Annotated in this window: 24 protein-coding genes and 3 tRNA genes; 15 read left to right on the forward strand and 12 right to left on the reverse strand. The window is 52.5% G+C overall.

The window, feature by feature from the left end; all coding sequences use genetic code 11:
• The first annotated feature begins 25 nt into the window (after positions 1–25).
• A complete protein-coding gene (gene panC / locus FCL42_RS06195; RefSeq protein WP_136862525.1) occupies positions 26–877 on the forward strand; it encodes a pantoate--beta-alanine ligase in 852 nt (283 codons plus the stop codon).
• A gap of 127 nt (positions 878–1,004) precedes the next feature.
• The gene (gene panD / locus FCL42_RS06200) at positions 1,005–1,385 is read left to right on the forward strand and encodes an aspartate 1-decarboxylase (RefSeq protein ID WP_136862526.1); all 381 of its coding nucleotides are present in this window, start codon (positions 1,005–1,007) and stop codon (positions 1,383–1,385) included.
• 49 nt (positions 1,386–1,434) lie between these two features.
• Here the strand turns inward: panD and FCL42_RS06205 are convergent, their stop codons facing one another.
• The 7 genes from FCL42_RS06205 to mpl form a co-directional block, all read right to left on the reverse strand.
• The gene (locus FCL42_RS06205; RefSeq protein ID WP_169308306.1) at positions 1,435–3,078 is read right to left on the reverse strand and encodes a methyl-accepting chemotaxis protein; all 1,644 of its coding nucleotides are present in this window, start codon (positions 3,076–3,078) and stop codon (positions 1,435–1,437) included.
• A gap of 535 nt (positions 3,079–3,613) precedes the next feature.
• Entirely contained in the window at positions 3,614–4,333 is a 720-nt protein-coding gene (trmB, locus tag FCL42_RS06210) for a tRNA (guanine(46)-N(7))-methyltransferase TrmB (RefSeq protein WP_136862528.1), read from the reverse strand.
• 83 nt (positions 4,334–4,416) lie between these two features.
• The gene (locus tag FCL42_RS06215; protein ID WP_136862529.1) at positions 4,417–5,187 is read right to left on the reverse strand and encodes an ABC transporter permease; all 771 of its coding nucleotides are present in this window, start codon (positions 5,185–5,187) and stop codon (positions 4,417–4,419) included.
• Positions 5,184–6,122: an ABC transporter ATP-binding protein gene (locus FCL42_RS06220; RefSeq protein ID WP_136862530.1), complete on the reverse strand. Its 939-nt coding sequence runs from the start codon at positions 6,120–6,122 to the stop codon at positions 5,184–5,186. Before FCL42_RS06220 ends, FCL42_RS06215 begins: the two co-directional genes overlap by 4 nt.
• A gap of 281 nt (positions 6,123–6,403) precedes the next feature.
• Positions 6,404–6,931 (reverse strand): hypoxanthine phosphoribosyltransferase, encoded by a 528-nt coding sequence (gene hpt, locus FCL42_RS06225; protein WP_136862531.1) that lies wholly within the window; start codon positions 6,929–6,931, stop codon positions 6,404–6,406.
• Positions 6,921–7,574, reverse strand: coding sequence for a flavin prenyltransferase UbiX (locus tag FCL42_RS06230; RefSeq protein WP_136862532.1), 654 nt, complete (start codon positions 7,572–7,574; stop codon positions 6,921–6,923). Before FCL42_RS06230 ends, hpt begins: the two co-directional genes overlap by 11 nt.
• On the reverse strand, positions 7,574–8,926 hold the full coding sequence (mpl, locus tag FCL42_RS06235; RefSeq protein WP_136862533.1) for a UDP-N-acetylmuramate:L-alanyl-gamma-D-glutamyl-meso-diaminopimelate ligase: 1,353 nt from the start codon (positions 8,924–8,926) through the stop codon (positions 7,574–7,576). Before mpl ends, FCL42_RS06230 begins: the two co-directional genes overlap by 1 nt.
• Before the next feature lie 263 nt (positions 8,927–9,189).
• Here mpl and FCL42_RS06240 point away from each other — a divergent pair, with 263 nt between their 5' ends.
• Both FCL42_RS06240 and FCL42_RS06245 read left to right on the forward strand, forming a co-directional pair.
• A complete protein-coding gene (locus FCL42_RS06240; RefSeq protein ID WP_136862534.1) occupies positions 9,190–10,518 on the forward strand; it encodes a Na+/H+ antiporter NhaC family protein in 1,329 nt (442 codons plus the stop codon).
• A gap of 135 nt (positions 10,519–10,653) precedes the next feature.
• Positions 10,654–10,986 (forward strand): hypothetical protein, encoded by a 333-nt coding sequence (locus FCL42_RS06245; RefSeq protein WP_136862535.1) that lies wholly within the window; start codon positions 10,654–10,656, stop codon positions 10,984–10,986.
• A 63-nt stretch (positions 10,987–11,049) separates the two neighbouring features.
• Here FCL42_RS06245 and FCL42_RS06250 read toward each other — a convergent pair whose 3' ends face one another.
• Both FCL42_RS06250 and FCL42_RS06255 read right to left on the reverse strand, forming a co-directional pair.
• Positions 11,050–13,239 carry a S9 family peptidase gene (locus FCL42_RS06250; RefSeq protein WP_136862536.1) on the reverse strand — a complete coding sequence of 730 codons (2,190 nt, stop codon included), beginning with the start codon at positions 13,237–13,239 and terminating at the stop codon, positions 11,050–11,052.
• A gap of 71 nt (positions 13,240–13,310) precedes the next feature.
• Complete coding sequence (locus tag FCL42_RS06255) at positions 13,311–13,694, reverse strand: bactofilin family protein (protein ID WP_169308307.1); 384 nt, start codon at positions 13,692–13,694, stop codon at positions 13,311–13,313.
• Between the two features lie 247 nt (positions 13,695–13,941).
• Here FCL42_RS06255 and FCL42_RS06260 point away from each other — a divergent pair, with 247 nt between their 5' ends.
• Positions 13,942–14,910 (forward strand): class 1 fructose-bisphosphatase, encoded by a 969-nt coding sequence (locus tag FCL42_RS06260; protein WP_136862538.1) that lies wholly within the window; start codon positions 13,942–13,944, stop codon positions 14,908–14,910.
• 36 nt (positions 14,911–14,946) lie between these two features.
• Positions 14,947–15,480, forward strand: a complete 534-nt coding sequence (gene ppa / locus FCL42_RS06265; protein ID WP_136862539.1) for an inorganic diphosphatase — start codon at positions 14,947–14,949, stop codon at positions 15,478–15,480.
• A 54-nt stretch (positions 15,481–15,534) separates the two neighbouring features.
• Here ppa and FCL42_RS06270 read toward each other — a convergent pair whose 3' ends face one another.
• The gene (locus tag FCL42_RS06270) at positions 15,535–16,668 is read right to left on the reverse strand and encodes a tetratricopeptide repeat protein (RefSeq protein ID WP_136862540.1); all 1,134 of its coding nucleotides are present in this window, start codon (positions 16,666–16,668) and stop codon (positions 15,535–15,537) included.
• A 173-nt stretch (positions 16,669–16,841) separates the two neighbouring features.
• Here FCL42_RS06270 and FCL42_RS06275 point away from each other — a divergent pair, with 173 nt between their 5' ends.
• Together FCL42_RS06275 and FCL42_RS06280 are read left to right on the forward strand one after the other, a co-directional pair.
• A complete protein-coding gene (locus FCL42_RS06275; RefSeq protein WP_136862541.1) occupies positions 16,842–18,011 on the forward strand; it encodes an MFS transporter in 1,170 nt (389 codons plus the stop codon).
• An 11-nt stretch (positions 18,012–18,022) separates the two neighbouring features.
• Entirely contained in the window at positions 18,023–18,841 is an 819-nt protein-coding gene (locus FCL42_RS06280; protein WP_136862542.1) for a TIGR03899 family protein, read from the forward strand.
• Here the strand turns inward: FCL42_RS06280 and cobA are convergent.
• A complete protein-coding gene (gene cobA, locus FCL42_RS06285; protein WP_229359794.1) occupies positions 18,809–19,621 on the reverse strand; it encodes a uroporphyrinogen-III C-methyltransferase in 813 nt (270 codons plus the stop codon). The two genes, FCL42_RS06280 and cobA, sit on opposite strands and share 33 nt — an antisense overlap.
• Positions 19,622–19,965: 344 nt before the next feature.
• Between cobA and FCL42_RS06290 the strand changes: the two genes are divergently transcribed.
• The 3 genes from FCL42_RS06290 (at position 19,966) to FCL42_RS06300 (ending at position 20,342) form a co-directional block, all read left to right on the forward strand.
• Positions 19,966–20,042 (forward strand) — tRNA-Pro (locus FCL42_RS06290).
• 24 nt (positions 20,043–20,066) lie between these two features.
• Positions 20,067–20,143, forward strand: a tRNA-Pro gene (locus tag FCL42_RS06295).
• Positions 20,144–20,265: 122 nt separating this feature from the next.
• A tRNA-Pro gene (locus FCL42_RS06300) sits at positions 20,266–20,342 on the forward strand.
• A gap of 194 nt (positions 20,343–20,536) precedes the next feature.
• On the opposite strand, the gene FCL42_RS06305 is transcribed toward FCL42_RS06300, so the two are convergent.
• Entirely contained in the window at positions 20,537–21,469 is a 933-nt protein-coding gene (locus FCL42_RS06305) for an adenosylmethionine decarboxylase (RefSeq protein WP_205729232.1), read from the reverse strand.
• Positions 21,470–21,685: 216 nt separating this feature from the next.
• Here FCL42_RS06305 and speE point away from each other — a divergent pair, with 216 nt between their 5' ends.
• The 4 genes from speE to aguB are packed head-to-tail and all read left to right on the forward strand — an operon-like array spanning position 21,686 to position 26,404.
• Positions 21,686–22,543, forward strand: coding sequence for a polyamine aminopropyltransferase (speE, locus tag FCL42_RS06310; protein WP_136862544.1), 858 nt, complete (start codon positions 21,686–21,688; stop codon positions 22,541–22,543).
• A gap of 59 nt (positions 22,544–22,602) precedes the next feature.
• Entirely contained in the window at positions 22,603–24,519 is a 1,917-nt protein-coding gene (gene speA / locus FCL42_RS06315; protein ID WP_136862545.1) for a biosynthetic arginine decarboxylase, read from the forward strand.
• Positions 24,516–25,541 carry an agmatine deiminase family protein gene (locus FCL42_RS06320; protein WP_136862546.1) on the forward strand — a complete coding sequence of 342 codons (1,026 nt, stop codon included), beginning with the start codon at positions 24,516–24,518 and terminating at the stop codon, positions 25,539–25,541. The genes speA and FCL42_RS06320 overlap by 4 nt, the downstream gene beginning before the upstream one ends.
• Complete coding sequence (aguB, locus tag FCL42_RS06325) at positions 25,541–26,404, forward strand: N-carbamoylputrescine amidase (protein WP_136862547.1); 864 nt, start codon at positions 25,541–25,543, stop codon at positions 26,402–26,404. Before FCL42_RS06320 ends, aguB begins: the two co-directional genes overlap by 1 nt.
• Position 26,405: the final 1 nt, after the last annotated feature.

Genomic DNA, 26,405 nt, shown 5'->3' on the forward strand with positions numbered 1-26,405 from the left:
CAAGTAGCAGTATAAGGGAGAGAAGATGCAAACCACTCATGACAGTCATCGTTTACATCAAGCATTAAAACAGTGGCAACAACAGGGCCTAAGCGTCGCTTTTGTGCCCACCATGGGTAACCTGCATGATGGCCACCTACTGCTGGTCAAAGAGGCCAAACAGCGCGCCGATAAGGTGGTGGTGAGCATCTTCGTCAACCCGATGCAATTCAGCGCCGGTGAAGATCTCAGCAACTACCCACGTACTCTAGAGCAAGACAGCCAAGCGCTGTTTGAGCTGGGTGCCGACCTGTTGTTCACCCCAACACCTGAGCTGCTCTACCCCAATGGTTTGGAAAATCAAACCTTTGTAGAGGTACCCGGGATCTCAGACAAGTACTGCGGTGCCAGCCGTCCTGGCCACTTCCGTGGTGTGGCAACGGTGGTCTGCAAGCTGTTCAATTTGGTACGTCCCGACGTGGCGATCTTTGGCCGCAAAGACTACCAACAACTGGCGGTTATTCGCGCCATGGTTCGCGATCTTAACCTTCCCGTAGAGGTAATCGGCATCGATACCGTACGCGCTGCCGATGGCTTGGCACTGAGTAGCCGTAACGGTTACCTCAATGAAGAGCAGCGGATGCGCGCCCCAGCGCTGAAGTTGACCTTGGATTGGGCCGCAGAACAGCTGCAGTTCGGAATGAACGCCGAAGAGGTTGAACAACTGGCCAATCAGAAACTCGAGCAAGCGGGCTTTGAACCGGATTACTTCCATGTGTGTCATGCAGATAGCCTTGAAAAAGCCCAGCCCGAGGATAAAAATCTAGTGATTTTGGCAGCGGCTCAATTAGGACCGGCTCGCCTAATCGACAATTTGCGGGTGGATCTGAACCCCTGATTTGGCTATAGTGCCGTAGTTAATGGGTTGTAAACGTGCGTTTAGATCCCAAATCCATAAGAAATCTGTTGTAAAACAGTAGAGTGTGAGATAGGCCTCCACCCAGAAGTAACAGGGAACAAATTAGATGCAAAGAATCATGTTGAAGGGGAAACTGCACCAAGCTCGCGTTACCCACGCCGAGCTGGAGTATGAAGGCTCCTGTGCCATCGATCAGGATCTATTGGATGCTGCCGGCATTCTTGAATACGAGCAGATCGAGATCTACAACATCGATAACGGTGAACGCTTCGCAACCTACGCCATCAGTGGTGAGCGCGGCTCAAAAATGATCTCCGTCAACGGCGCGGCGGCCCACAAAGCCAGCCCGAAAGACCGCGTGATCATCTGTGCCTACGTCGGCATGACCGAAGAGGAAGCCAAGGCCCATAAGCCACAGCTGGTTTACCTGAACGAGTCTAACGACATCAAAGGCACCGCCAACGTAATTCCGACCCAAGCCGCCTAAGGCTCTGTGTCGTACGTGAAACAGGCACCCTAGGGTGCCTGTTTTCGTTTTAGGCCACGCGGAAGTTCACCAGTTTGTCTCGCATCTGCTGACTTCGCTGCGCCAAATCCATGGCCGACTCCGCCGCAAGGCGAGATTGCTCTTTGGCCATTTCACACACCTTTGACACCGCTTCGACGCTGTCAGTGATCACCTGACTGGCTTGAGATTGCTCCTCAGTTGCCGAGGCGATGGAATCGATCATTGATGACACCTCTTCGGTACCCTCGACGATCTCATCCAAACTATGCCCCGCCTGACGTGCCAAGCTCACTCCTTGCTGAACCTGCTCAGATCCTTGGGTCATCTGATTCATCGCCAAACCGGTTTCCGACTGAATGGACTCGATGACCTGTTCAATGGTTCGAGTGGCTTCGGTGGTTCGCTCAGCCAAAGCACGAACCTCATCGGCCACCACGGAGAAGCCGCGCCCCGCCTGGCCAGCTCGTGCCGCCTCAATGGCCGCATTCAACGCCAGCAGATTAGTCTGCTCCGCAATGCTATTGATCACCTGAATCACGCTGCCGATCTCCTGTCCTCTCGAGCCCAGCTCAGCAACCGACGACGAAGACGCCGCAACCGCAGCATGGATAAGCTCCATCCCTTCCACGGTATCTTGCACCACCGCGCCGCCGCCATTAGCGATAACGCCGGCTTGCTTAGCACTGTCAGAGGCTGACACCGATTGATGAGCCACCTCGGTGATGCTGGCCACCATCTGCTCCATGGAGACCACAATCTCATTGACCTGCTCCGCCTGACGAAGCAGATCGCTGGCCATGGCACTGTTTCGCTGCTCAATGGATTCTGTGCCCGCGGTCACCTCCTCGGATAAGGCCAAAATGGAACGCATCGCCTCCTGAGTCTGCAACACCGCATGGTTATAGTGTTTGGCCATTTGCCCCAATTCATCATCGGTATCCACGGCAACCGTTTGCGTCAGATCGCCAATGGCCAACTGCTCCATGGCTAAACCCATGCGCTTAACCGGCCCCATCACCGAGCGATAAACGCCGTAACAGACCAAAATGGTCAGCAGCCCTGCACTGACGCCGCCAACTACCAACACCTGATTACTTTGAGCGCTCAACGCGTGAGCTTGCTCCTTCTGCTGCTCCATCAGCTGGCGCTCGTACTCGATCAGTGCCAACACCTGCTGATTGATGGCCTGAAAGTGGCGTTCGCCTTGAGCCTGTGACACCAAGTTAACCACCTCAGCCATGGTTGCCGTGGTGCCGACTCCTTGCCGCAATACAATTGACGGGCGCGCCACTTGCTCAATCCAAGCCTGAATGCTGCTCTGTATCTCCTGAAGGCTCCGCGCCAATTGACTGCCAGAGTGTGCTACAGAGCTTAATTGAGCCAACTGCTCAAACACCAATGCTTTAGCCTGTTCATAGGGAGCTAAAAAACTCGGCTTTCCCGACAGCAAAAAGCCACGCATCCCCGCCTCCATCTGAGCGGCAGCAGCCTCAATCTGCAATACCCCTTCTATCAATTGATGCGTCGATTCCACCTTGGCATCGGCCGCAACCAGCTTGGAGGAGGTATTGATGGCGACCAAGGTTAGAAGAAACAACATGATAAGAGGGATAGCAGCGCTCAGAGAGAGCTTTTGACGTAGGCTAAGCATGCCTAAATTGACCAACTTCAACTTCAATTCCTTTGAATTCATCCAGTTAACTGACCTGTCAATGAGGGTTAGCTCATGAGAACACCCTGTCTTATACGGCCAGTTGAAAATCCACCTTTATCAAGGCGACAAAATCTCAGATAAATTCAGTAAAGAGAACAACTCTGTAACCAAAACGGGGTGAGTTTGAGAATGGCAGTTCACAAAAAAGGGCCAGAGCGGCTGCTCTGGCGAAGCAAAGAAGGGAGAAAACGAAAAATACGACCCTAGGGCGATAATGGCCAGCCTAAACGGCGAGCGCTCAGAGCATCAGCAACATCAATGCGCCCTCGCCGGCCGCCACAATGCCCATACCGACACCGATAACCATCCATTTCTGTGCTGCTCTGCTCATGATCGCTTCCTTTTCAAGGGCTTGAGATTCTAAGTTAACTAATCACAAGTAAAGCGAAAACAGTGCCAGAAGTTTTTTACCTTTATTTTCAAAGGCTTTAATTAAAAACGCAAAACCGGGACATGGTGATTTCACCAATTATTAGCGAAATTCGCTATTGGTTTATCCTTTCGGTTCAGGCAAAACTAACTCTGAGCGCCACGGCAACTCGACGCCACGCAAATCCGCAGTTAGTTGATACAAAGGTTGTTCACTCAAGCGGTATTTGCGCTCAAATGGCGTCAGATCCGTACCATCAAACTCAAGCTGAGCAAATTGACTGTCAATGCCAGCGATCTCCAATGCTCGGGCGAACTCCTGCAGATAGATTGGCCAGTTAGAGCGCATCTCCAGTTTGCCACCCAGCATCAGCAGATAAGGGAATACCGGCGCACCGTGCCAACGGCGCTTGATGTGGCTGGATTTCGGCCATGGGTTGGGGTAAAGCAAGTAGTGGTGAGACAGCTGCCAACCATCGGCCACCGCCAGACGCCACAGATCATTAAGATCCACCCGCAGCAGCACCAGATTGTCGGCGCCCTTATCGTAGTTGTCATCATGCTTGTTTAGACGATAGGCCGACTTATCCATCCCCACCACGAGGGCTTCAGGGTGCCTTAGCGCCAAGTTGGCACTGCTCTCACCAACCCCGCAACAGGAATCAAAGATCACCGGCTTCCCCAGCTGCTGCACTCGCTCTCTAAGCTCATAAAAGGCCGCCAAAGTAGCGTCATGAAACGGCTTATTAAACGGCTGTGCCAAGTGCTTTTTCACTATGGCATCAAGGTTTTCGTGCAGCCCATCTTGGTTGGACTGAATCACTCTGGAGTTGGCTTCCAACATAGTTACACCACGTAGAATTTTGCAAAAAACTAAGGAGCCATGACGGCTCCTTCAATCAAATAGAACGGTCAAACCGGCTGCGGCTAGTGGCGCAATCCGGTGCCCTTGTTAATGAGGTGGTAGGCGATACCAAAGAACAGGGCGATAAAACCGATGATCACCGCGAACGCCGGTCCTAGGCCAATGTCACTGGAACCTAGGAAGCCGTAACGGAAGGCATTGATCATGTAGACGATGGGGTTCAGTTTAGACACCCCTTGCCAAAACTCCGGCAACAGACTCATGGAGTAGAACACCCCACCTAGATAGGTCAGCGGCGTCAGCACGAAGGTTGGAATGATACTGATGTCATCAAAGCTGTTGGCAAAGATGGCATTAAGCAGCCCGGCAAGCGAAAACAGAATCGACGACAGCATCACCACCGACACCAGCACCCAGGCGTTGTGAATCTGCACATCCACAAACAGCATCGCCACCGCTGTGACAATGGCGCCCACACACAGGCCTCGCGCCATGCCACCACCGACGTAACCGGCGATGATCAGCACATTAGGCACCGGCGCCACCAACAACTCTTCGATGTTACGCTGGAACTTAGCGCTGTAAAACGAGCTGGCGACGTTGGAGTAGGAGTTGGTGATTACCGACATCATGATAAGCCCCGGCATAATGAACTCCATGTAGCTGAAGCCCCCCATTTGACCAATACGAGAGCCCACCAGGTTACCGAAAATCAGAAAATAGAGGGTCATGGTGATCGCCGGTGGTACCAGAGTTTGCAACCAGATGCGGGTAAAGCGATTAACCTCTTTACGCAGCAAACTGCTAAAGGCGATAAAGTATGGATGGCTCATGCTTGGGCCTCCTTACGGCCATTTTCCACTAAAGAGACAAACAGCTCTTCCAAGCGGTTGGCCTTGTTGCGCATCGACAGCACCTGAACCCCTTGTTGGCTCAACTGAGCGAACAAACCATTGAGACCAACCTCTTTGGCTACATCCACTTCTAGGGTGTGATCGTCGATGCGGCGGCTAACAAAGCCCTCAAGGGTGATCTCTGGCTGAGAGCCATCCAGATCTAAAATGAAGGTTTCCACATTGAGCTTCGACAGCAGCGCTTTCATGGTGGTGCACTCCACCAGCTCACCTTTGTCGATGATGCCGATGTGACGACACAGCATCTCTGCCTCTTCCAGATAGTGGGTGGTCAAAATGATGGTCACCCCCTGCTGGTTAATCTTGCGTAGAAACTCCCACATGGAGCGGCGAATTTCGATATCGACTCCAGCGGTAGGTTCATCCAAAATCAACAGTTTGGGCTCATGCATCAGGGCTCGGGCGATCATCAAGCGGCGCTTCATGCCACCAGAGAGGGTGCGAGCCGCCATGTCACGCTTTTCCCACAGCTCCAGTTGGGTCAGGTAGATTTTGGCTCGCTCTTCCGCCAGCGATTTTGGTACGCCGTAATAACCAGCTTGATTGACCACGATCTGATACACGGTCTCAAACTGGTTGAAGTTAAACTCCTGCGGCACCAAGCCAATGTGGCGCTTGGCCGCTTCTAAACGGGTGTCGAGATTGTCGCCAAAGATGGACACTGATCCGGAGGTTTTATTCACCAAAGAGCTGATGATGCCGATGGTGGTGGATTTGCCGGCGCCATTCGGGCCAAGCAGAGCGAAGAAGTCACCGGACTCCACTTGTAATTCGATGCCTTTCAAGGCTTCTACGCCGCCGGCATAGGTCTTGCGCAGGCCCTGAATGTCCAGCGCATAGGTTGGCGAGGTCATGATGTTCTCCCAAAAACTGAGCTCAGTTGGCCAATCGGCGCTTAAAAACCTGAGCGTAATCGGCACATTATACCGAGGTCATTTCGAGATTTCCCTCACAATTCCGGCGATGTTGGATACGGCAAGCTAAAGCCTGCTCAGCACTATTCCAGAAAGGCTGACTATCTAAGCCGAGAGCAAAAACTCATGCCCTGCGCCAGCGATATACAGTCACTTGTGGGGAAATATAAAGACCCACAAAAAAAGCGCCCTTAGGCGCTTTTTTTAAATCAAATTGCGAATTACGGGTTTAGCACCGTCGCAATGTATGGCAGCTGACGATAGGCTTCGTCGTAGTCCAGGCCATAACCAACCACGAACTCATCAGGGATCTCAACGCCCACGTATTTCACTGGCACATCGACCACACGGCGAGATGGCTTATCTAAGAAAGAGGCCACTTCCAGAGACGCAGGGTTACGGGTTTTCAGCAGCGCACAGACCTTAGACAGGGTGCGACCGGTATCGATGATGTCTTCCACGATCAGCACGTGACGACCATTAATGGAGCGAGCCAGATCCATCACGATCTTCACATCACCGCTGGACTCGGTGCCAGCACCGTAGGAGGAGGCGGTCATGAAGTCCAGGTGGACATTGCCATCTAGGCGACGCACCAGATCAGACATCACCAGCACGGATCCTTTTAGCAGACCCACCACCAACAGGCTATCTACACCTTGGTAATCGCGGTTGATCTTCTCTGCCATCTTATCCAGCGCCTGGTTGATCTCCGCTTCGGTGATCATCACTTTGAGCTCATGCTTCATTATCATTACTCATATTTTTGTGGGTAGGGTTGCTGTAGCCCCAACGAGGCAACAGCTGATGTTCTATACCAAGATGATCCAGAATCCGGGCCACCATAAAGTCCACCAGATCCTCAATGGATTGAGGATGATTATAGAACCCAGGCGCCGCCGGCATAATGGTAGCGCCCAACTGGCTGAGCTTTAACATGTGTTCCAGATGCACTGCATGGAATGGGGTTTCGCGAGGCACCAACAGCAGTTGGCCACGCTCTTTCAACACCACATCCGCGGCACGTTCAATGAGGTTGTTGCTCATTCCGGTGGCCACGGCGGCCAAAGTTCCCGTTGAGCAGGGGCAGATAACCATTTGCCTTGGAGCGGCAGAACCGGACGCAACCGGTGAAAACCACTCCTCTTTTCCAAGTACCTCCAGCTTGCTCTCATCCACGCCAAAGTGGGCTCTGAGCATGTCGCCGCAGGCTTTAGGGTTACCTGGCAAGGTTAGGGTCTGCTCCTGCACAAACACCACTCGGGCGGCTGCAGAGATCATCAGGTATACCTTGCCGCGGGATTGTAACAGACACTCTAATAACCTCAGACCATAAGGTGCGCCTGAGGCGCCAGTAAACGCCAAAGTGATAGATTGATCACGTTTTTGCATTAACGATTCTCCAGTGCATCCAGCAGCTTTTGGTGGATGCCGTCAAAGCCACCATTACTCATCACCACCACGGTATCCCCAGATTGTGCCTTAGCAGCAACCTGCTGCACGATGTCAGCAACACAGTCACTGACCACAACCGCGATGGTTGCCTTGTTCATGGAATCGCTAATATTCCATTTCACATCAGGCCCTTGGTAAAGATACGCACCATCAGCAAAGGAGATCGCTTCTGCCAAAGTATCTTTATGCACCCCTCGTTTCATGGTGTTGGAGCGTGGCTCTAGTACCGCAATCACTCGCCCTTCACCAACGCTGTGCTTCATCCCCTTTAGGGAGGTGGTGATGGCAGTGGGGTGATGAGCGAAATCGTCAAATACTCGCACGCCGCCGGCTTCGCCTCGAAGCTCCATTCGACGCTTGGGGCCCTTGAACTTGGCTAAAGACACGATGGCATCCGCAGGCCGCACGCCCACGTGGCGGGCAGCCACCAGTGCAGCGAGGGCGTTGTCGATGTTGTGATCGCCAATCAGATTCCAGCGCACGGTGCCGTAGCACTTCTGGCCGAAATAGACCTCAAACTCGCTGCCGTCGGCTTTAAGCTTGTTGGCATGCCAGTCATTGGGGCCAAGCTTCTGCTGCTCTGACCAACAGCCCTTGGCAACAACGTCTGCCAGATTGGCATCACTTTCCGGCCAGATCACCTGCCCCTTATTCGGCACAATCTTCAGCAGGTGATGGAAAGAGCGCTTGATGTCGTCGATGGTGTCGAAGATGTCGGCGTGATCAAACTCTAGGTTGTTGGCAACCAGTGTCTTTGGGCGGTAATGGATAAACTTGGAGCGTTTATCGAAGAAGGCGGTGTCATACTCATCGGCTTCCACCACGAAAAATGGCGTATCGCCAATGCGCGCCGACACCCCAAACTCCTGAGGCACACCGCCAATCAGAAAGCCCGGCGCCAGTTGGTTATCTTCCAGCAGCCACGCCAACATCGAGGCGGTGGTTGTCTTGCCGTGGGTGCCGGACACCGCCAGCACCCAGCGCTCTTTCAGGATATGGTCGGCCAGAAACTGCGGCCCACTGGTAAAGGGGATGTGGCCATTAAGCAGGGTTTCCACACACTCATTGCCTCGGCTCATGGCGTTGCCCACCACCACGATGTCTGGGGCCGGTTCCAACTGAGAGGGATCGTAGCCTTCAATCAACTCAATGCCTTGCTGCTCAAGCTGGGTACTCATCGGCGGGTAAACCCCGGCGTCACTGCCGGTAACCTTGTGGCCTAAACTTCGAGCCAACAGGGCGATGCCGCCCATGAAAGTGCCACAAATTCCTAAAATATGAACGTGCATGCTGAATTTCCAAAACGAGATTGCCCCAAGTGTACCTTGTTGCACCGTGGCTGTTGACCTTTGCGACGCAGTTTTCCGAAAAAGGGGCCTCCCTCAAAAGTAACGAATTCAAAGCAATGGAAGCAGAGATGTAAAAACATCAAAACGTCTAGACGTCTAAATTGACTTCATGATTTGGATCAGACACAATGCCTGCCAATACCGCTCGACAGGACGTCGACAAAAAGAAATTGGGAAGTCGCCGTTCAACGAGAAGATGAGTTATGAGTCAAGCACAGAGCATTACTACACCAACCAATAAGAGCTCAGCCATTGCGCTGCTGCCGCTGCTGCTGTTCCTTGCCACCTTTGTGGGTGCTGGGGTTTACCACCAAAATCAAGGGGCGGATTTCGCCTTCTACCAACTGTCTCCAGTGATTGCGGTTCTGCCAGCGATCATTTTGGCATTCGTGCTGGCCCGCCAAGCCATCGATAAGAGCCTGAACCAGTTCATTGAAGGCATCGGCGACAGCAACATCATCGCCATGTGTCTTATCTATCTACTGGCGGGTGGTTTCGCTGCTGTTGCCAAAGCAACCGGCGGCGTGGATGCCACCGTTGCTCTGGGTCTCACCCTGATCCCAGCTTCGCTGCTGCTGCCTGGCTTCTTCCTGATTGCCGGCTTTATCGCCACCTCAATGGGTACCTCCATGGGCACCATCGGCGCATTGGCCCCTGTGGCCTATGGCATCTGTCAGCAAACAGGCATCGATCCTGCGCTGATGGCCGGTGCAGTCGTCTCCGGAGCCATGTTCGGTGACAACCTGTCTATCATCTCTGATACCACCATTGCGGCCACCCGTACTCAGGGCTGTGAGATGAAAGACAAGTTCCGTGAAAACATCCGCATCTCGGCTCCCGCGGCGCTGCTGACCTTCCTGCTGTTCTTTGCTCTGGGCAGCGGTCAAACTGCGGTTGAAGCTCAAGATTTTGAACTGCTGAAGGTGCTGCCTTACCTGACCATTCTGGTATTGGCAGTGGCTGGTCTGAACGTATTCATCGTCCTGCCTGTGGGCATTCTGCTGGCTGGCCTGACGGCCATCTTCTCCGGCGATTACACCGCCATGGCTCTGGGCAAAGACATCTACGCCGGCTTCACTGGTATGCAGGAGATCTTCCTACTGTCGATGCTAGTGGGTGGCCTAGCGGCTCTAATGAAGCAACAAGGTGGTCTGAACTGGCTGGCTAACGGCGCCGCCGCTCTGATCGCTAAGTTCAGCAACAAAGAGCAGTCACCTCGCGCCGCAGAGCTGGGTATGGCAGGCATCGTATCGGCGACCAACCTGTGTACCGCCAACAACACCGTGTCCATCATCATCACCGGCTCCGTTGCCAAAGATCTGGCTGAGCGTCACGGAGTGAAGAAGCGCCGCGCCGCCTCGATGCTGGATATCTTCTCCTGCATCAACCAAGGTTTGATTCCTTGGGGTGCTCAGGCGCTGCTGGCCGGTGCCACCTTCAAGCTGTCGCCTCTGGTTGTCGTCAGCAACGCGTGGTACTGCATGGTATTGGCTGTCGTGGCCATTGCGATGGTGAGCCTGCGCAAAGCCTAAAAAGTGCTACTGAACTCTCAGTAAAAGCCAGAGTCCTACTCTGGCTTTTTCTTTTTACGTCAACGCATTTATACTCAACTTATACCCTCTGCTCAGCTTTCTATGACTGAGAGAACAACCTCGTTGGAGACGCTCGTGAAACACCCCCAGTCTGGTCTTTGGCATTTCTCTGTGTCGGCCGCATTGTACCTTGGAGCCTTTTTCGTGGCTTTCGCACCCTACGCCTTTATTGAACGAAGCCCCGAAGCGGTCGCATCCACCTTTAGCGGGATCGGCGGCTGGGCAGCTATCGCCGCCATTTTAATGGCTGTGGTTGCCACCTTTATTAACCTACTGGGGATCTGGCGTAGCATTGGTGGCCTCAAAGCGGGCATCACTAAAGCACCTTTAGGCTTGGTGGCCAACGCCTTCCCCGCCGCCCTGACCCTCTATTTTGTGGCGGGGTTGATTCCAGGGCTACTGCCTTAAGCTGCACGAAAACCAAACCAAAACGCCCAGCAGATGCTGGGCGTTTTACTGTGTAAGTCAGGGTTACAACCGACGGTTTAAGAAGTCCTCAATAGTGCGCATCAGATGCAACTGCACCGATTTGCCTCGCATGGAGTGCTTGGAGCCAGGGTAGTCTTTGGACTCATACAGCTTGCCCGCATCCTGCAGCGTTTTGTAGAGCTTGGTGCTGTTTTGATACAGCACGTTGTCATCAGCCATGCCGTGATAGACAAACAGCTGCCCTTTTAAACCATCCACATAGGGGAACACTGCCGACTTGTCATAACCTACGCCATTCACCTGTGGCTGAGACAGATAGCGCTCAGTGTAGTGAGTGTCATACAAACTCCAGTCAGTCACCGGCGCGCCAGAGACGCCCGCGGCGAAATAGCCCGGGGCGGTAAACAGCCCCATCAACGCCATGTAACCACCGTAGCTATGGCCATAAATGGCGATGCGATCCGGATCCACCCAATCCAAAGTTCGAAGCATCTCTACGCCTTTCACCTGATCGGCCACTTCCACTTTACCAAGGTGTTTGTAGATCTCGCTTTCAAAAGCCAAGCCTCGAGCGGTTGAGCCACGGTTATCCAGCTGCAGCACACCATAGCCCTGTTGAATCAGATACTGCAGGAAGTAATCGTGTCGACTCCAGCTGTCCTTCACCGTTTGAGCACCTGGACCACCGTATACCTTCACCACCACAGGGTAGCGTTTACCCGCTTCCCGCTTTGGTTCATACAGGCGATAGTGCAGCGCCATGCCGTTGTCAGCGTTCAAGGTGCCGTAGCTTGGCTGAGTCCAGTCAGACCAGTACGCCTTTAAGGGGTGATTTTCGTCGATGGCATTCTCTTCAATCCAGGTCAGGTGCTCACCGTCAGCGCGGTGTAGGCTCATCTGCGGAGGCTGCCGAGTAGAGGAGTAGTTATCCAGATAGACACTGCCATCGTCACTGAATACTGGGCTGTGGAAGCCCGCCCGTTTGCTGACGCGTTCAACGTCACCGCCACTGAGTTTCACCCGGTAAAGATGACGCTCAATGGGCGTGTCTTTGCGACCGGAGAAGTAAACCCAACCAGAGGCTTCATCCACCGCTTCCAGCGCATCCACTACCCAGTCGCCACTGGTCAGTGAGCGAACTGACTTAGCCTTTGGATCAATAACATAAAGATGACGAAAACCGGTGCGTTCTGAACTCCAAATAAAGCCAGATTGCTTTAGGAAGTGCAGATCATTACTCAGGTTAACCCAGCTATTGCTGGTTTCCGTGAGCAACAGTTGGCGCTCGTGGTCTTCCGGTTGCCACTGCCAAAGTTGCAGAGTGTGCTGATCGCGACTTTGCCACTGCCAGGTCAACGCGCTGCCATCGCGGTTCCAGTTCACTCGAGGCAGATACCCACCTTGATCGCTGGCACCTTCCACCCAATGGGTATCGCCGCCATTCACCTTCACTACGCCCAGTTTTAACTTAGCGTTGTCTTTGCCTGCATAGGGGTAGCGCTGCTCAGTCAAGCGAATGCCATCGGCATAGATTTCATTTCGAACCACCAGCTCAACACCGGATTCGTCCACTTGCAGATAAGCAAGCTGAGACTCATCGGGAGACCACCAGTAGCCCGTCATGCGATCCATCTCCTCTTGAGCCACAAACTCCGCCATGCCATTTTTGATGGCCCCTTTGCCGTCAAAGGTCAGCTGCGTCTCTTTGCCGCTTTTCAGTTCGGTGACGTAGAGGTTTTGATCACGAATGTAGGAGATGAAATTGCCCTTAGGCGAGAACTTGGCGTCGGTTTCAAACGCTGGAGTATGGGTAATCTGTCGAGCTTTGCCATCGGCCAGTTGATACAACCAAAGATCGCCACCGATAGGGAACAGCAATGCATCACCGGTTTTATCCCATTGGTAGGAGAGCAGACCTTTACCGTAGACGCGCATTCTTTCTCGACGCGCTTTTTCCTCTTCGGAAAGCTCCCCCTCTTCAAACAAACTGGAGTCCACGAGACGGCTGATGCTGCCGTCATTGATCTGATATTGCCACAGATCAAAACGCTCAAGATCATCACTGCGAGCGGCAAGCCAAGTGGCACGCTCGCCATCAGGAGAGAGGGCAGGTTTAAAAGGCTTGGCGCCGGTTAACAAAGGGTCGCTAACGATACGCTCAAGGGTCAGCGGCTGGGCGGCCGCCATGCTGCTAAATGTCGCAGCAACAACAAAAAATAGAGTTCGAGTCATTGTTATTATCCTTAATATCAATGACTCTCATTGTCCTCGAATGGACAGGGGAACTCAAACGCCCATTTTGATTAGGCGGAAACAGGCTCCGCTTGGGAGTGGTCTTCCAGCAGTTTTGGGGCTTCTTTTAAGCGAGTACCAATAAACTGGCCGCCATTGAAGATCTCAATATCGCCAGTCACAATTTCACCATCGACGGTACCACTGGAAGTAATGGTCAGCTTCAGGCAATTCAGTTTGCCATTAACACTGCCATCCACTTGAATCTTGTCAGCCTTAATGCTGCCTTCCACTTGGCCGGACTTGTCCACCACAACCAACCCGGTTGCCGACAACTCGCCGTCCAGAGAACCATCGATGACGCAATCACCCTCAACATGAATTTTTCCTTGTAAACGAGTCGATTGCGCAATGTAGGTCAAACCGGATTGCTTATTTTTATTACTCCAAAACACCTTAATTCCCCTAACTAAACTAAAGTGCCTTAGACAAAGTAGGCACTCAATACTTCTATGAACAGCGACCTGTTATAGTAAAAACTGAATTGGCGATCAATGACAATGCGCCCGCAATGAGGCTAAGCGCAAGGCTTCATCATACTTAGAATCAAATGAAAACGTCTACGGCCGCTGCAAAACAGAGCAAGTTTCGCTATCATTGCTGCACTTAATTACCCTCCAATCAAAACGATAGGATCTCTGCATGCTGCGCCTAGAACAAAGCTTAAATCAACAAGGCCTTGCCACTGACCTGCAACACCTCATTTTGTCCCTCGCCGATTGTGGCCGAGAAATTAGCGCCCTGGTTCGCGGCGGCGCTCTAGCTGGGGTGCTCGGCGTAGCAGACACCGAAAACGTTCAAGGGGAAACCCAGAAGAAGCTGGACATCATCGCCAACGACCTAATTAAAGACAAGTTGGCGGCCAATGCGCTGGTTAAAGGCATCGCCTCTGAAGAAGAGGAAGAGGTTGTGGCCGCCAATACCGACGGCAGCTACCTGGTGTGCTTCGACCCTCTGGACGGTTCCTCAAACATCGACATTAACTCTTTGGTTGGCACCATCTTCTCCGTATTGCCTGCGGGCGAAGGGGAAGTGAATCAACACGCGTTTATGCAGCCTGGTACCGCCCAAAGCTGCGCCTGTTACATCCTTTATGGTCCAGCGACGGTCATGGCTCTGACCACAGGTCAAGGCACTCAGATGTACAGCTTGGATCCAAAAACCAATGACTTTATTTTGGTGGATGACGCGGTCACCGTTCCTGCAGATACCGGTGAGTTTGCCATTAACATGTCCAATCAGCGCTTTTGGCAGCCAGCCATGCAAAGCTACATTGCCGACCTGATTGCCGGTAAAGAGGGGCCTCGCGGCCGTAACTTTAACATGCGCTGGATCGCTGCCATGGTGGGCGATGTGCATCGGGTCTTGAGCCGAGGTGGCCTATTCACCTATCCTCAAGACACCAAGAATCCAGAAAAGCCATTCAAACTTCGTCTGATGTACGAAGCCAACCCAATGGCTTTTCTTGTTGAGCAAGCGGGCGGTAAAGCCTCAACCGGATACGAACGCATTATGGCCATCCAACCTGAACATATTCATCAACGGGTTGCGGTTATTCTGGGTTCTGCCAATGAGGTAGATGCCTGCCTTGAGTATCACGCTCAAAACTAACAAACTTGATTACATGGCTGTTTTAAGGAAAAAAATATGAGCCTAAACAACGTACCTGCGGGTAAATCTCTACCAGATGATATCTACGTAATCATTGAGATTCCGGCAAATCACGACCCTATTAAGTACGAAGTTGATAAGGACACCGGTGCGCTGTTCGTAGACCGCTTCATGAAGTCGCCGATGTTCTATCCGGCTAACTACGGTTACGTAAACCACACCCTGAGCCTCGATGGTGACCCTGTGGACGTACTGGTACCGACTCAATACCCTCTGGCTCCTGGCTCTGTGATTCGTTGTCGTCCTGTTGGCGTACTGAACATGACTGACGAATCCGGTGAAGATGCCAAGATCATCGCGGTACCACACAGCAAACTGACGCAGGAATACGATCACATCCAAGACATCAACGATGTTCCGGATCTGCTTAAAGCTCAGATCACCCAGTTCTTCGAGCGCTACAAAGAGCTTGAACCAAACAAATGGGTAAAAGTCGAAGGTTGGGCCGATGCCGCTGCCGCTGGTGAAGAGATTCTAAGCTCCGCCAAGCGCTATGAAGATCAGAAATAACCCGTGATTGAAAACGAAAAAAGGAGCCGAAAGGCTCCTTTTTTAATGGGGAGTTCACTGCTGCCACGAGGACAGCGCATTGAGCTTTAGCTGATACCGCTGCTTTTCAGATTGCGGTGCCAACCTGTAGGCGCGACTCAGTGAAGCTTGACTGCGATCGATCTCCCCCAGTTGAAAGTAGGCTCTGGATAACCCGAAATGGAACTCGTGATGGTAGTCCGCGAGTTTCACCGCTTTGCGGTACTGGCTCAGAGCCTCAGAAAAATTCCCCTGTCGATACTCCCACTCCGCCATATCATAGTAGAAGAAGGGGTTCGCCAGCCTTGCCAACTCTAGGCGACGATGAACTTGCGACCACTCCGTCAGGCGATCCTGACTGGCAAGCAGCAAGGCAAAATTATGCAGCGCATTGGTGGATTCAGGCAACGTATCAATGGCAAAACGATAGACCCGCTCTGCATCGGATTCCAACCCCTGACGACGATAGAGGACGCCAAGCGTGTTCCACGCTTCAGGCAGTTTAGGATCCACTTCCAAGGCGCGCTTAAGATAGTGGTATGCCGAATTTGCATCGCCCGCGACCAAGGCCTCTGCGCCCAAATTATTAAAGAATCTCGCAATGATCTGAGCTTCGCTGAGACGCTCGGTCTGATAACCTCGAACGTAGGAGCCTGGCAAAAAATCGATGATGACCGAGGTATCGACGCTACTCCAAACTGAATCTTTGGAATAGACCCTAATATTCACATGCTCGTTGAGTAGATGCACCCCACCCTGTCTGTCCCAAAGCGGGGGCGATTTCACCAACTGATACTCCACGCCAAGTCCCCAGAATTTCGCCATGGCCGCCGTCATTAATACTAGAGACATGCAGTTGCCCGCGCGGTGTTCAAAGGTAACCGAGGCCACTCGAGTATGGCTGTTGTCGTACTCAAAGCCCTGATTTTTGCTGACCAACGTCGATAAGGTTTTGATCTTCTGGTTATCCGAGCTTCGCAGTCGAAACTCATTAGAGAGGAACTGGCGCATCTGCGGCGACAGCTCAAACAGTTGATCCACCTCTACCGGATTCGGCATGGCTGAAAATTGCGAGTCCAACCATTGTGGCGGCGCAAACTGGGGCTGAGTTGTAGAGGCACAACCAGTCACAAACAGAAGGGTTAAGCAAAGCTGTTTTAAACAAGGCATAGGTTAAGCCTAGTCAGAATTGGCCAGCTCGCCAGCGGCGTCGCCCATAAAATGATGACAAAAACATGTCAAAACCGTGAAGATTCCGCAACGAATAAAAACAACGGGAAATTGGCGTCCCCCGCGGAAACTCTTTAACATCGGCGAAGCGCTACTACTGCAAAGGATTTATCGTGACTCTCTCTCGCCCCAAGTTACTGCTGCTGCTTACCTTTATCATGTCTTTGGTGTTTGCCGTCTGGCAGGCTTTGCTGAACAATTTTGTGGTCGAGGCCGCCTCATTTACCGGCAAAGAGATTGGCATGCTGCAGTCCTTGCGTGAGGTTCCTGGGTTCTTGGCATTCACCGCTGTATTGGTGCTGCTGGTGGTGAAAGAGCAACGCTTTGCCCTGTTCTCATTATTGCTGATGTGCGCGGGTGTGGCCGCTACCGGATGGTTTCCCACCGTCATCGGCCTCTACGCCACCACGGTGTTGATGTCCATCGGTTTCCACTACTTTGAAACGTGCAACCAGTCGCTGACTCTGCAGTGGCTCCCCAAAGAGCAAGCGCCGCAATTTTTGGGGCAATCTTTAGCTTACAAATCCGCAGGCGCACTGCTGGGGTATGGATCCATCTGGCTGCTGATGACGGCACTGGGTTTGGACTATCTATGGGTGTATACCTTAATTGGCTCTGCGGGCATGCTGATGGTCATCGCCCTATGGTGGCGCATCCCTCTGTTTGAACAAACTCAGATGCAGCAAAAGAAGCTCATTCTTCGCAAACGTTACAGCCTCTATTACCTACTCACGTTTCTATCCGGCGCTCGACGCCAGATCTTTATGGTATTTGCCGCCTTTATGATGGTGGAAAAATTTGGCTACAGCGTCTCTGAGATCACCGCACTATTCCTAATTAACTACGTATTCAACCTGCTGTTTGCCAAAAAGATTGGTGCGCTTATTGGTAAATTTGGTGAACGACGGGCACTGACCATTGAGTACGTGGGGTTGATCATCGTCTTCATCAGCTATGCCCTAGTGGAACACCCCGTTGCGGCAGCAGCACTGTATGTGATTGATCACCTGTTTTTCGCACTGGCGATCGCCATCAAGACCTACTTTCAGAAAATTGCCGATAGTGAGGAGATTGCCGCTACCGCCAGCGTCAGCTTTACCATCAACCATATTGCTGCGGTGGTGATCCCAGCGCTGTTAGGTCTGGTGTGGCTTCAATCTCCCGCTATGGTATTTTACGTAGGCGCAGCCATCGCCGTTTGTTCTTTGATGGCCGCATTGAGTTTACCTAGAGTCGCCGCACCTGGATTGGAAACCCGCTGGGGCCCACTATTCGCTAAGTAAGGTAAGTTGCTATGTCAGATACTATCGTTGCTCCACCCGCAAACGCGAGCGCAGGTAAGAAAACCGCTCGTCAACAGGCCGTCTCTATTGCACGCCGAATGGGGCTGACCGGCAACGATAACAACAGCAGTAATGCTGTTGCTCACCGAGCTGACCAACGCCTAAAGAACCTAGAAGATCAAAAGCAGCTCAATATTGAGGCCATTTTAAAGATGGCCATCAACTTAGCGGGAAATGCGGTAAATAAAGAGCTGGATGCAGACTGGCAATTTCAATTTTGTCAGATGGCAGAACAGATTCACAACAGCAGTATGCAGCAACTGTGGGCACAGATTCTGGCGACGGAGATCAGCATGCCGGGCAGTTTCAGCTTGCGGGCGTTGGAAACCCTAAAATCGATGACCCAACGGGAAGCGATACTGTTTTCCCGTGCGGTTGCCACCTCAGTTCAGCTCAATCAAGAGCCCAGCCGTAAGCTGCTGACAGGCGTTAGACGGGAGGCGGGATTAGGGGGATTCAGCGCCGCAAAACAGGAAAGCATTAATCTATCCGGCTTAGGGTTGCCTTACAGCAACATCTTACTGTTAAAAGATCTTGGGCTGATTTATGGCACCGAGCTGGAAACCGGTCGGCTGCCAAAAGCCAAAATGCTGCTCAAATGCCAAGATCAAAACCTGCCATTCACCCCTAAAAATAATCGATTACGGCTTCGATACTATCGCTTTACTCAAGTGGGGGATGAATTGAGCCGGCTCATCACCGAACCGGCAAACCAAGAGGCCTGTAAGGCCATCAGTTCAACCTTGGCTACCCACTTTTTTCAGGGCTAAATCTGGCTCGAACCAACTGATGTCACTGGTGAGCTTAACCACATCGCCGACGACGATGGCCGCTGGAGTTTGCACCCGCTCATCTTGAGCCAATTGCGATAACTCATCGAGTTTCCCAGTGACCACCTGCTGTGATTGACGGCTGGCGTGGCTGACGATCGCCACGGGAGTTAATGGGGACAGCCCTCCAGCCATCAACCCAGAAGCGATGGTCTCGGAACGAGCGATGCCCATGTAGATAACCAAGGTGTGATCCTTCATCGCCAGCTGCTGCCATTGAGTAATGGCCCTGCCTCCCTTACCCTGACCAGTCACAAAGGTCACTCCCTCTGAGATGCCACGATGAGTCAGCGGTATCGAACCATACGAGGCAACCGCGGCCGCGGCCGTGACCCCAGGTACCACATAATAAGCGATGCCTGCTGCAGCGAGGGCCTGCATCTCTTCGCCGCCGCGACCAAAGGTCAGCGGATCGCCCCCTTTAAGACGAACCACATTGCGGTAACGGCCAGCGCAGGCAACCAACAACTGATTAATCTCTTCCTGATCCATACTGTGACGCCCACAACGTTTACCCACAGGAATTCGTTCCGCATTCGATGGAAATAGGGACTTAATGTCATCGCTTACTAACGCATCAAACAGAATCACGTCTGCACGCTCGATGGCGCGAAGGGCTTTAATGGTGAGCAGATCCGGATCACCAGGTCCAGCCCCGACGATGGCCACTTGGCCTTGAGCTGCCTTGATATTGGAATGGGTTAAACTGACTAAACTCACCTAAAACCTCCTTGAGCTATTGACCACAGGGTATGTGGCCTTTTAATAACCCACAAGAATCAAAAGGTGATTTGAAATTCAAATAGAGAATAAGGAGTGGAATATTTGTGCCCTTCGGATGGATATTTCGGCAATCAATCAAATTTCAATAATCATCGCTTGCACGACTTCAGAAAATCGCTATCATAGGCCGCCGTTGAGTTAGCAAGCCGTTTTGGTTAAGCTCACACTCTACGAAACAATAAGTCGGTGATTAGCGAAGCCTCAGGTTACGCATCCCGGTCTTGGAATTAGCGGACCAGAGGGTATCTCTGGAATCAGCCACTAACCCAAGTAAAAAATGTCGGTGATTAGCGCAGCCTGGTAGCGCATCTGGTTTGGGACCAGAGGGTCAGAGGTTCGAATCCTCTATCACCGACCACTTTCTTTGATAGAAAAAATTTGTCGGTGATTAGCGCAGCCTGGTAGCGCATCTGGTTTGGGACCAGAGGGTCAGAGGTTCGAATCCTCTATCACCGACCACTTTCTTTGATAGAAAAATTTGTCGGTGATTAGCGCAGCTTCTGGTTTCGCATCTCGGCCTTGGAATTAGCGGACCAGAGGGTACCTCTGAAATAAGCTACTAACCCAAGTAAAAAATTCGTCGGTGATTAGCGCAGCCTGGTAGCGCATCTGGTTTGGGACCAGAGGGTCAGAGGTTCGAATCCTCTATCACCGACCACTTTCGAAGCCCTGCTCAATGAGCGGGGCTTTTTCGTATATGGAATACTGCGCAGCCTAATAATAAATCTCAGGTTTTCAAAATAGCGGACCAAAAGGTCGCCGGAGGCCCGCCCCCTCTATCATCAAGCTGGTTATCAATTGTCAGATACAAAAAAGCTCCGCCGTTGCGGAGCTTTCGATTGCCTAAGCGGCTTAAATTTCCAAAGCGGGTCCGATGTTCTTAGCCATCTTGATGAAATGTTGAAACTCCATCTTAAAGCCGCACTTTAGCTGCTGCTGGTTGTGGGCCACGCAGGCCACATCAGGCTGCAGGGCGATTTTAGGATCGGCATTAAAGGTAATGAGATCGAATGAGCTCGGGTTCAAGATATCGGTAAAACGGTTGAGCAACTCGGGGCACTCATTGGGAATATCGATATCAGTCTCGAAGCTCACATAGGAAGTGCCATCTTGAGGTGTAATGTGCATGGTGATGTACTGATCACCACGGATGGCATTCATGGAGTAGCCAAAGGGTTCAAACAGGAATTCATCAAACTCAAACTCAGGAAACAGCGCATCCAGCTGCAGGTGCTGACGAATGCCTTCTATGGTTTGATCAGAGCCGCGCAAATAGTCCGCTGCTTCGCCCTCGATGTGGTACATCAACAGCTCAGTGGTAATGTCGTCTTCCACCGGTTGATACACCTTATCCATATGCCATACATAGTTGTGGTGACCATCCAGATGCCCTAGACGAAACGCCTTGCCAGGAAGACGCAGATTGAGACGCTCAACATCCTCTTCAAATGCGGTTTTCTGCAGGTGCGACTGGTATTCGTTTTTGCGCTGATAGGTGATCATATCAACGCAACCCTGACCTTGCTGGTCGAGAAAATGGATCACTGAATCCACCAAGGTGATGTTGCCACAGGTGATCATCAGTAAGCGGTCGGGCCATACAAACAAACTGGACTCAGACAGCAAATACGCGTCCATCTGGTCATTGCTGATGTGGGACAGAATGGTAGCGCCACAGCAGGCGACCAATTCAGACCAGTAGTCTTGCCCTAACGCCCTTAACGATGGCGTCCCAGACTTAACCACAACCTCAACTTTCTTTTCTGAACCTTCAAAAAAAAGCACCGCTACTCGCATCCTTTTTCTTTATAAATTAATTAGGGCGTATTCTAGTCATCATCGCCTGAATGTCAGTAAAAAATTCGCCATAATTTTGTTAGCCTTGCGCCGAATCGATTTCCCTTGAATTCTGCAAAATTACAGGTATAACGCATTTTCAATAAAATCGATTCCAATGCCCGCACCAACATTCGCTGGCACCTTACAACGGGAGACTGAAGCATGATTCAGGGTGATAACTATTTCGAAACGCTGTATGACACCTATGGTCAGCGATTTAGCATCGACAAAGTGCTGTTTGAAAACAAAACCGAGCACCAGCATCTGATCATTTTTGACAACAAGCAGTTTGGCCGCGTGATGGCGCTAGATGGCGTGATTCAGACCACCGAGAAAGATGAGTTTATCTACCATGAAATGCTAACTCATGTGCCAATCTTGGCCCATGGTAACGCCAAGCGCGTGTTGATCATCGGCGGCGGTGACGGCGGCATGCTGCGCGAAGTACTGCGCCATAAGACCGTCGAGCACGTGACCATGGTTGAGATCGATAAATCTGTGGTTGATATGTGCAAAACCTATCTGCCAAAGCATTCCAACGGTGCCTTTGACGATCCACGCACTAACTTGGTGATCTCCGATGGCCGTGATTTCGTAATCAACACGGATCAGAAGTTCGACGTGATTATTTCCGACTCCACCGATCCTATTGGCCCAGGTGAAGCCCTGTTTACCAGCGGTTTCTACCAAGGCTGCAGCAAGTGTTTGAACGAAGGCGGCATCCTAGTCACGCAAAACGGCGTGAGCTTCATGCAGATCGACGAAGTCACCACCACCGCTGCGCGTCTGTCACCGTACTTCAACGACCGTACCTTCTATCGTGCGGCTGTGCCAACCTACATCGGTGGTGACATGACTTTTGCGTGGGCCAGCAACGACGCATCTGCGCGTCAACATAGCCTAGAGGTGATTCGCGCGCGATTTGAGAAATCTGAAATCTCCACTCGCTGGTACACCCCAGAGATGCACATTGGCAGCTTTGCCCTGCCTCAATACGTAGTAGACGCCCTAGACGCCTAATACGCTTACTCGCCACAATCCGGTGCCACCCTGGTGGCACCTTATTGGAGTTTGTCGCTATGCCGCACTCATGGACCATTAACGACGCCCTCAACACCTACAACATTCCCTATTGGAGCAATGGCTATTTCTCCATTAACCCCAATGGCAACGTCATTGCCACGCCGGTTTTTGGTCGCCCTGAACTTCAGGTGGATCTGCAGCAGCTCTCCAAAACACTGAAAAAGCAGGGCATGACTCTGCCGGTTCTGGTTCGCTTCCCAGACATTCTGCAAAACCGCGTCCACAGTTTGTGTGAACACTTTAACCATGCCATCGAAGAGTACGGCTATGGCGGCGACTACCTGGCGGTTTACCCCATCAAGGTGAATCAGCAACGTAAGGTAGTCGAAGGCTTGCTGTCGAGCCAAAACCAGCTGACCAAACGCCAACTTGGTATGGAAGCAGGCTCTAAGCCGGAACTACTTGCGGTGATGGCACTGGCCGGACGTGGCAGCTCAGTGATTGTTTGCAACGGTTACAAAGACCGTGAGTATGTACGTTTAGCGTTGTTGGGCGAAAAGCTCGGCCACAAGGTTTTTATCGTACTGGAGAAGCTGTCAGAACTGGATCTGGTGCTGGCAGAAGCCAAAAAACTTGGGGTGACCCCACGCCTCGGCGTGCGGGCGCGTCTGGCCTCTCAAGGTAAAGGTAATTGGCAAACCAGTGGTGGCGTGAAGTCTAAATTTGGCCTCAAAACCCACCAGATTCTCGAGGTGCTCAACCGTCTCGAACAATCACAGATGCTTCATTGCCTGCAGCTACTGCACTTTCATCTAGGCTCGCAACTTGCCAACATCCGAGATGTGCAAAATGGCCTCAAAGAAGCAGGTCGTTTTTACACTGAGCTGTATAAGCTTGGGGCCCGCATCGACTACTTAGACGTTGGCGGCGGTTTAGCGGTGGATTATGAAGGCACTCGTAGCCAATCCAGCTGCTCTGCCAACTACTCCATGAGAGAATACGCCAACAACGTGGTGTGGGTATTGGGTGACATCTGCCGCGAGCACGAACTGCCGTTCCCAAACCTCATCTCCGAATCCGGACGCTCCATGACCGCCCACCACGCGGTGCTGATCAGTGACGTTATCGGCGTTGAAAGCCAACAGGTTGAAGAGCTGGATGCCCCTGAAGAGGAGGATCCAATTCTGATGCACAACCTGTGGCGCACCTATCAGGATGCCAGAACCAATGTGGACTCCCGTGCCGTGGTCGAGCTTTACCATGACACCATGAGCGATCTGGCGGAAGCGCACACCATGTATACCTTCGGCACTCTGGATCTTAAGCAGCGCGCCTGGATTGAAGAGGTTCACACCGCCAGCTGCCGTGCCATTGCGACCCGATTGTCGTCGAAGAACCGTGCCCACCGGCCAATCATCGATGAGCTCAATGAGAAGCTTGCGGACCGCTTCTTCGTCAACTTCTCCCTATTCCAATCACTGCCAGACGCGTGGGGCATCGATCAAGTGTTTCCGGTACTGCCGCTATCCGGGCTGGAGAGAAAACCGGAGCGCCGCGGCGTAATATTGGACATCACCTGTGACTCCGACGGCATCATCGACCAATACGTTGATGGCCAAGGCATCGAAACCACGCTGCCAATGCCGGAATATCAGGAAGAGAACCCCTATGACATCGGCTTCTTCATGGTGGGAGCCTATCAGGAGATTCTCGGGGATCTTCACAACTTATTTGGCGACACCGAATCGGTGGACGTCAGCTTCGACGATAATGGCGAGCTGATGTTGATCGAACCCCAAGCGGGGGATTCGGTTCGCGACGTACTGGACTACGTTAACATCAGTGCCGATGCCCTCGCGGAGAGCTATCGGGATCTGGCCAAAAACCTACCGGCCCACGAACGTGAGCAGGTACTTTCCGAGTTGGAAGCCGGCTTAGACGGCTATACCTATTTAGAGGATTTAGAAGCATGAATCTGTCGTCTTGGCAGATGCCGCCTGAATGGCACCCCCACGCTGGCTGTTGGCTGGCGTGGCCGTGTCGGGATGAGATCTGGGGACTGGGCGTTGATGCCGCCAAGCGTGCCTACGCCGAGGTTATCGACGCCATCAGCCAATCTGAACCGGTCACCCTGTTGGTACGCCCTGAGCAGCTCGCGGAAGCTCAGAAGATGGTACCCAGCCGCAACGTTACCCTAGTGCCGATGGCGCTGGATGACTCCTGGGCTCGGGACACCATGCCACTGTTTGTTGCCACTCCACATGGTCAGCAGGGCGCCGTGAACTTTCGCTTTAATGCCTGGGGAGAGAAATTCACCCCCTACGCTCAAGATGCCGCCATGGGTCAGCTTGTACTAGACCGATTGGCCCAGCAGCGACCGTGCTTTACTGGCATAAACAGTAAACTGATCCTCGAGGGTGGCAGCATTCATGTGGATGGCGAAGGCACATTGCTCACCACTTCTGAGTGCCTGCTCAATCCAAACCGAAATCCGCACCTGACTCAGGCGCAGATTGAAACCGAGCTGTGTCAGCAGTTGGGCGCAGACAAGGTGCTGTGGCTACCAAATGGCGTCTACGGTGACGTGGATACCGATGGTCATGTGGACAACATCGCCACCTTTACCGCACCTGGGCGAGTGCTCACCATGAGCAGCGACAGTCGCAGCAGTCCTAACTATGAGCGATACCAAGCCAATCATGACGCATTGGCCGAGATGCAGGACGCCAAGGGCCGCTCGTTAACGGTGGTGGACATCCCTGAGCCAGAGCAGACTGAACTCAACGGTGAAGTACTGGCGCTGTCCTACATCAATTACTATCTGGCCAACGAGGCGGTTGTGATGCCGGCCTTTGGTCAAAGCGATCGTGATCAGGAAGCTCAGCGGATTATTCAAGCTGAGTTTACAAACCGAGAGGTGGTCGTCATCGATGCCATGCCAATTCTGGCAGGCGGTGGCGGCATCCACTGTATTACCATGCAGGAGCCCCGCTAATGCGTAACGTTACTTTTGCTGCAACCCAGATGGCGCTCAGCCGTGATCTGGAATCCAACCTCAACAAAGCGGAACAGGCGGTGCGTCAAGCAGCCGCCCAAGGCGCTCAAGTCATCCTGCTGCAGGAGCTGTTCGAGTATGAATACTTCTGTAAGAAACAGGAGGCCAAGTACCTAGAGTTGGCTCACCCACTGGACAATCACCCGTGGATCCCTCGGTTTGAAGCGCTGGCCAAAGAGCTAAACGTGGTGCTGCCCATCAGCTTCTTCGAGCGAGCTGGTAATGCCCACTTTAATTCACTGGTGATGATCGACGCCGATGGCAGTCGTCTTGAGTGCTACCGCAAAAGCCACATTCCTGATGGCCCAGGCTACAGCGAGAAGTTCTATTTCAGCCCAGGTGATACCGGCTTTAAAGTGTGGGACACCCAATATGGCCGCTTTGGCGTGGCGATCTGCTGGGATCAGTGGTTCCCAGAAGCCGCCCGCGCCATGGCACTGCAGGGCGCCGAAGCGCTGTTCTATCCAACCGCCATTGGCTCAGAGCCTCAGGACGCCACTTTGGACTCTCGCGACCACTGGCAACGGGTAATGCAGGGCCACAGCGCCGCCAACATGCTACCGGTGATCGCCTCTAACCGCACTGGCGTTGAAACCGAGCAGGAGATCAGCACCACCTTCTATGGCAGCTCCTTCATCACCGATGAGACCGGCGCCAAGATTGCGGAAGCGGATCGGGAACAGGAAACCATCCTGGTGGCCACCATCGATCTGGACGCCAGCCAAGCGGCACGTCGCGCTTGGGGGTTGTTCCGAGACCGTCGCCCAGATCTCTATGGCAACCTGAATCAGTTGGCGCCGTAAT

Source organism: Ferrimonas aestuarii (assembly GCF_005116665.1).
GTDB classification, from domain to species: domain Bacteria; phylum Pseudomonadota; class Gammaproteobacteria; order Enterobacterales; family Shewanellaceae; genus Ferrimonas; species Ferrimonas aestuarii.

Bases quoted from the DNA above. Each gene is read 5' to 3' on its own strand.
- panC (WP_136862525.1), top strand. From the start codon at position 26: ATGCAAACCACTCATGACAGTCATCGTTTACATCAAGCATTAAAACAG.
- panD (WP_136862526.1), top strand. From the start codon at position 1,005: ATGCAAAGAATCATGTTGAAGGGGAAACTGCACCAAGCTCGCGTTACC.
- trmB (WP_136862528.1), bottom strand. From the start codon at position 4,333: ATGTTGGAAGCCAACTCCAGAGTGATTCAGTCCAACCAAGATGGGCTG.
- FCL42_RS06215 (WP_136862529.1), bottom strand. From the start codon at position 5,187: ATGAGCCATCCATACTTTATCGCCTTTAGCAGTTTGCTGCGTAAAGAG.
- FCL42_RS06220 (WP_136862530.1), bottom strand. From the start codon at position 6,122: ATGACCTCGCCAACCTATGCGCTGGACATTCAGGGCCTGCGCAAGACC.
- hpt (WP_136862531.1), bottom strand. From the start codon at position 6,931: ATGAAGCATGAGCTCAAAGTGATGATCACCGAAGCGGAGATCAACCAG.
- FCL42_RS06230 (WP_136862532.1), bottom strand. From the start codon at position 7,574: ATGCAAAAACGTGATCAATCTATCACTTTGGCGTTTACTGGCGCCTCA.
- mpl (WP_136862533.1), bottom strand. From the start codon at position 8,926: ATGCACGTTCATATTTTAGGAATTTGTGGCACTTTCATGGGCGGCATC.
- FCL42_RS06240 (WP_136862534.1), top strand. From the start codon at position 9,190: ATGAGTCAAGCACAGAGCATTACTACACCAACCAATAAGAGCTCAGCC.
- FCL42_RS06250 (WP_136862536.1), bottom strand. From the start codon at position 13,239: ATGACTCGAACTCTATTTTTTGTTGTTGCTGCGACATTTAGCAGCATG.
- FCL42_RS06260 (WP_136862538.1), top strand. From the start codon at position 13,942: ATGCTGCGCCTAGAACAAAGCTTAAATCAACAAGGCCTTGCCACTGAC.
- ppa (WP_136862539.1), top strand. From the start codon at position 14,947: ATGAGCCTAAACAACGTACCTGCGGGTAAATCTCTACCAGATGATATC.
- FCL42_RS06270 (WP_136862540.1), bottom strand. From the start codon at position 16,668: ATGCCTTGTTTAAAACAGCTTTGCTTAACCCTTCTGTTTGTGACTGGT.
- FCL42_RS06280 (WP_136862542.1), top strand. From the start codon at position 18,023: ATGTCAGATACTATCGTTGCTCCACCCGCAAACGCGAGCGCAGGTAAG.
- speE (WP_136862544.1), top strand. From the start codon at position 21,686: ATGATTCAGGGTGATAACTATTTCGAAACGCTGTATGACACCTATGGT.
- speA (WP_136862545.1), top strand. From the start codon at position 22,603: ATGCCGCACTCATGGACCATTAACGACGCCCTCAACACCTACAACATT.
- FCL42_RS06320 (WP_136862546.1), top strand. From the start codon at position 24,516: ATGAATCTGTCGTCTTGGCAGATGCCGCCTGAATGGCACCCCCACGCT.
- aguB (WP_136862547.1), top strand. From the start codon at position 25,541: ATGCGTAACGTTACTTTTGCTGCAACCCAGATGGCGCTCAGCCGTGAT.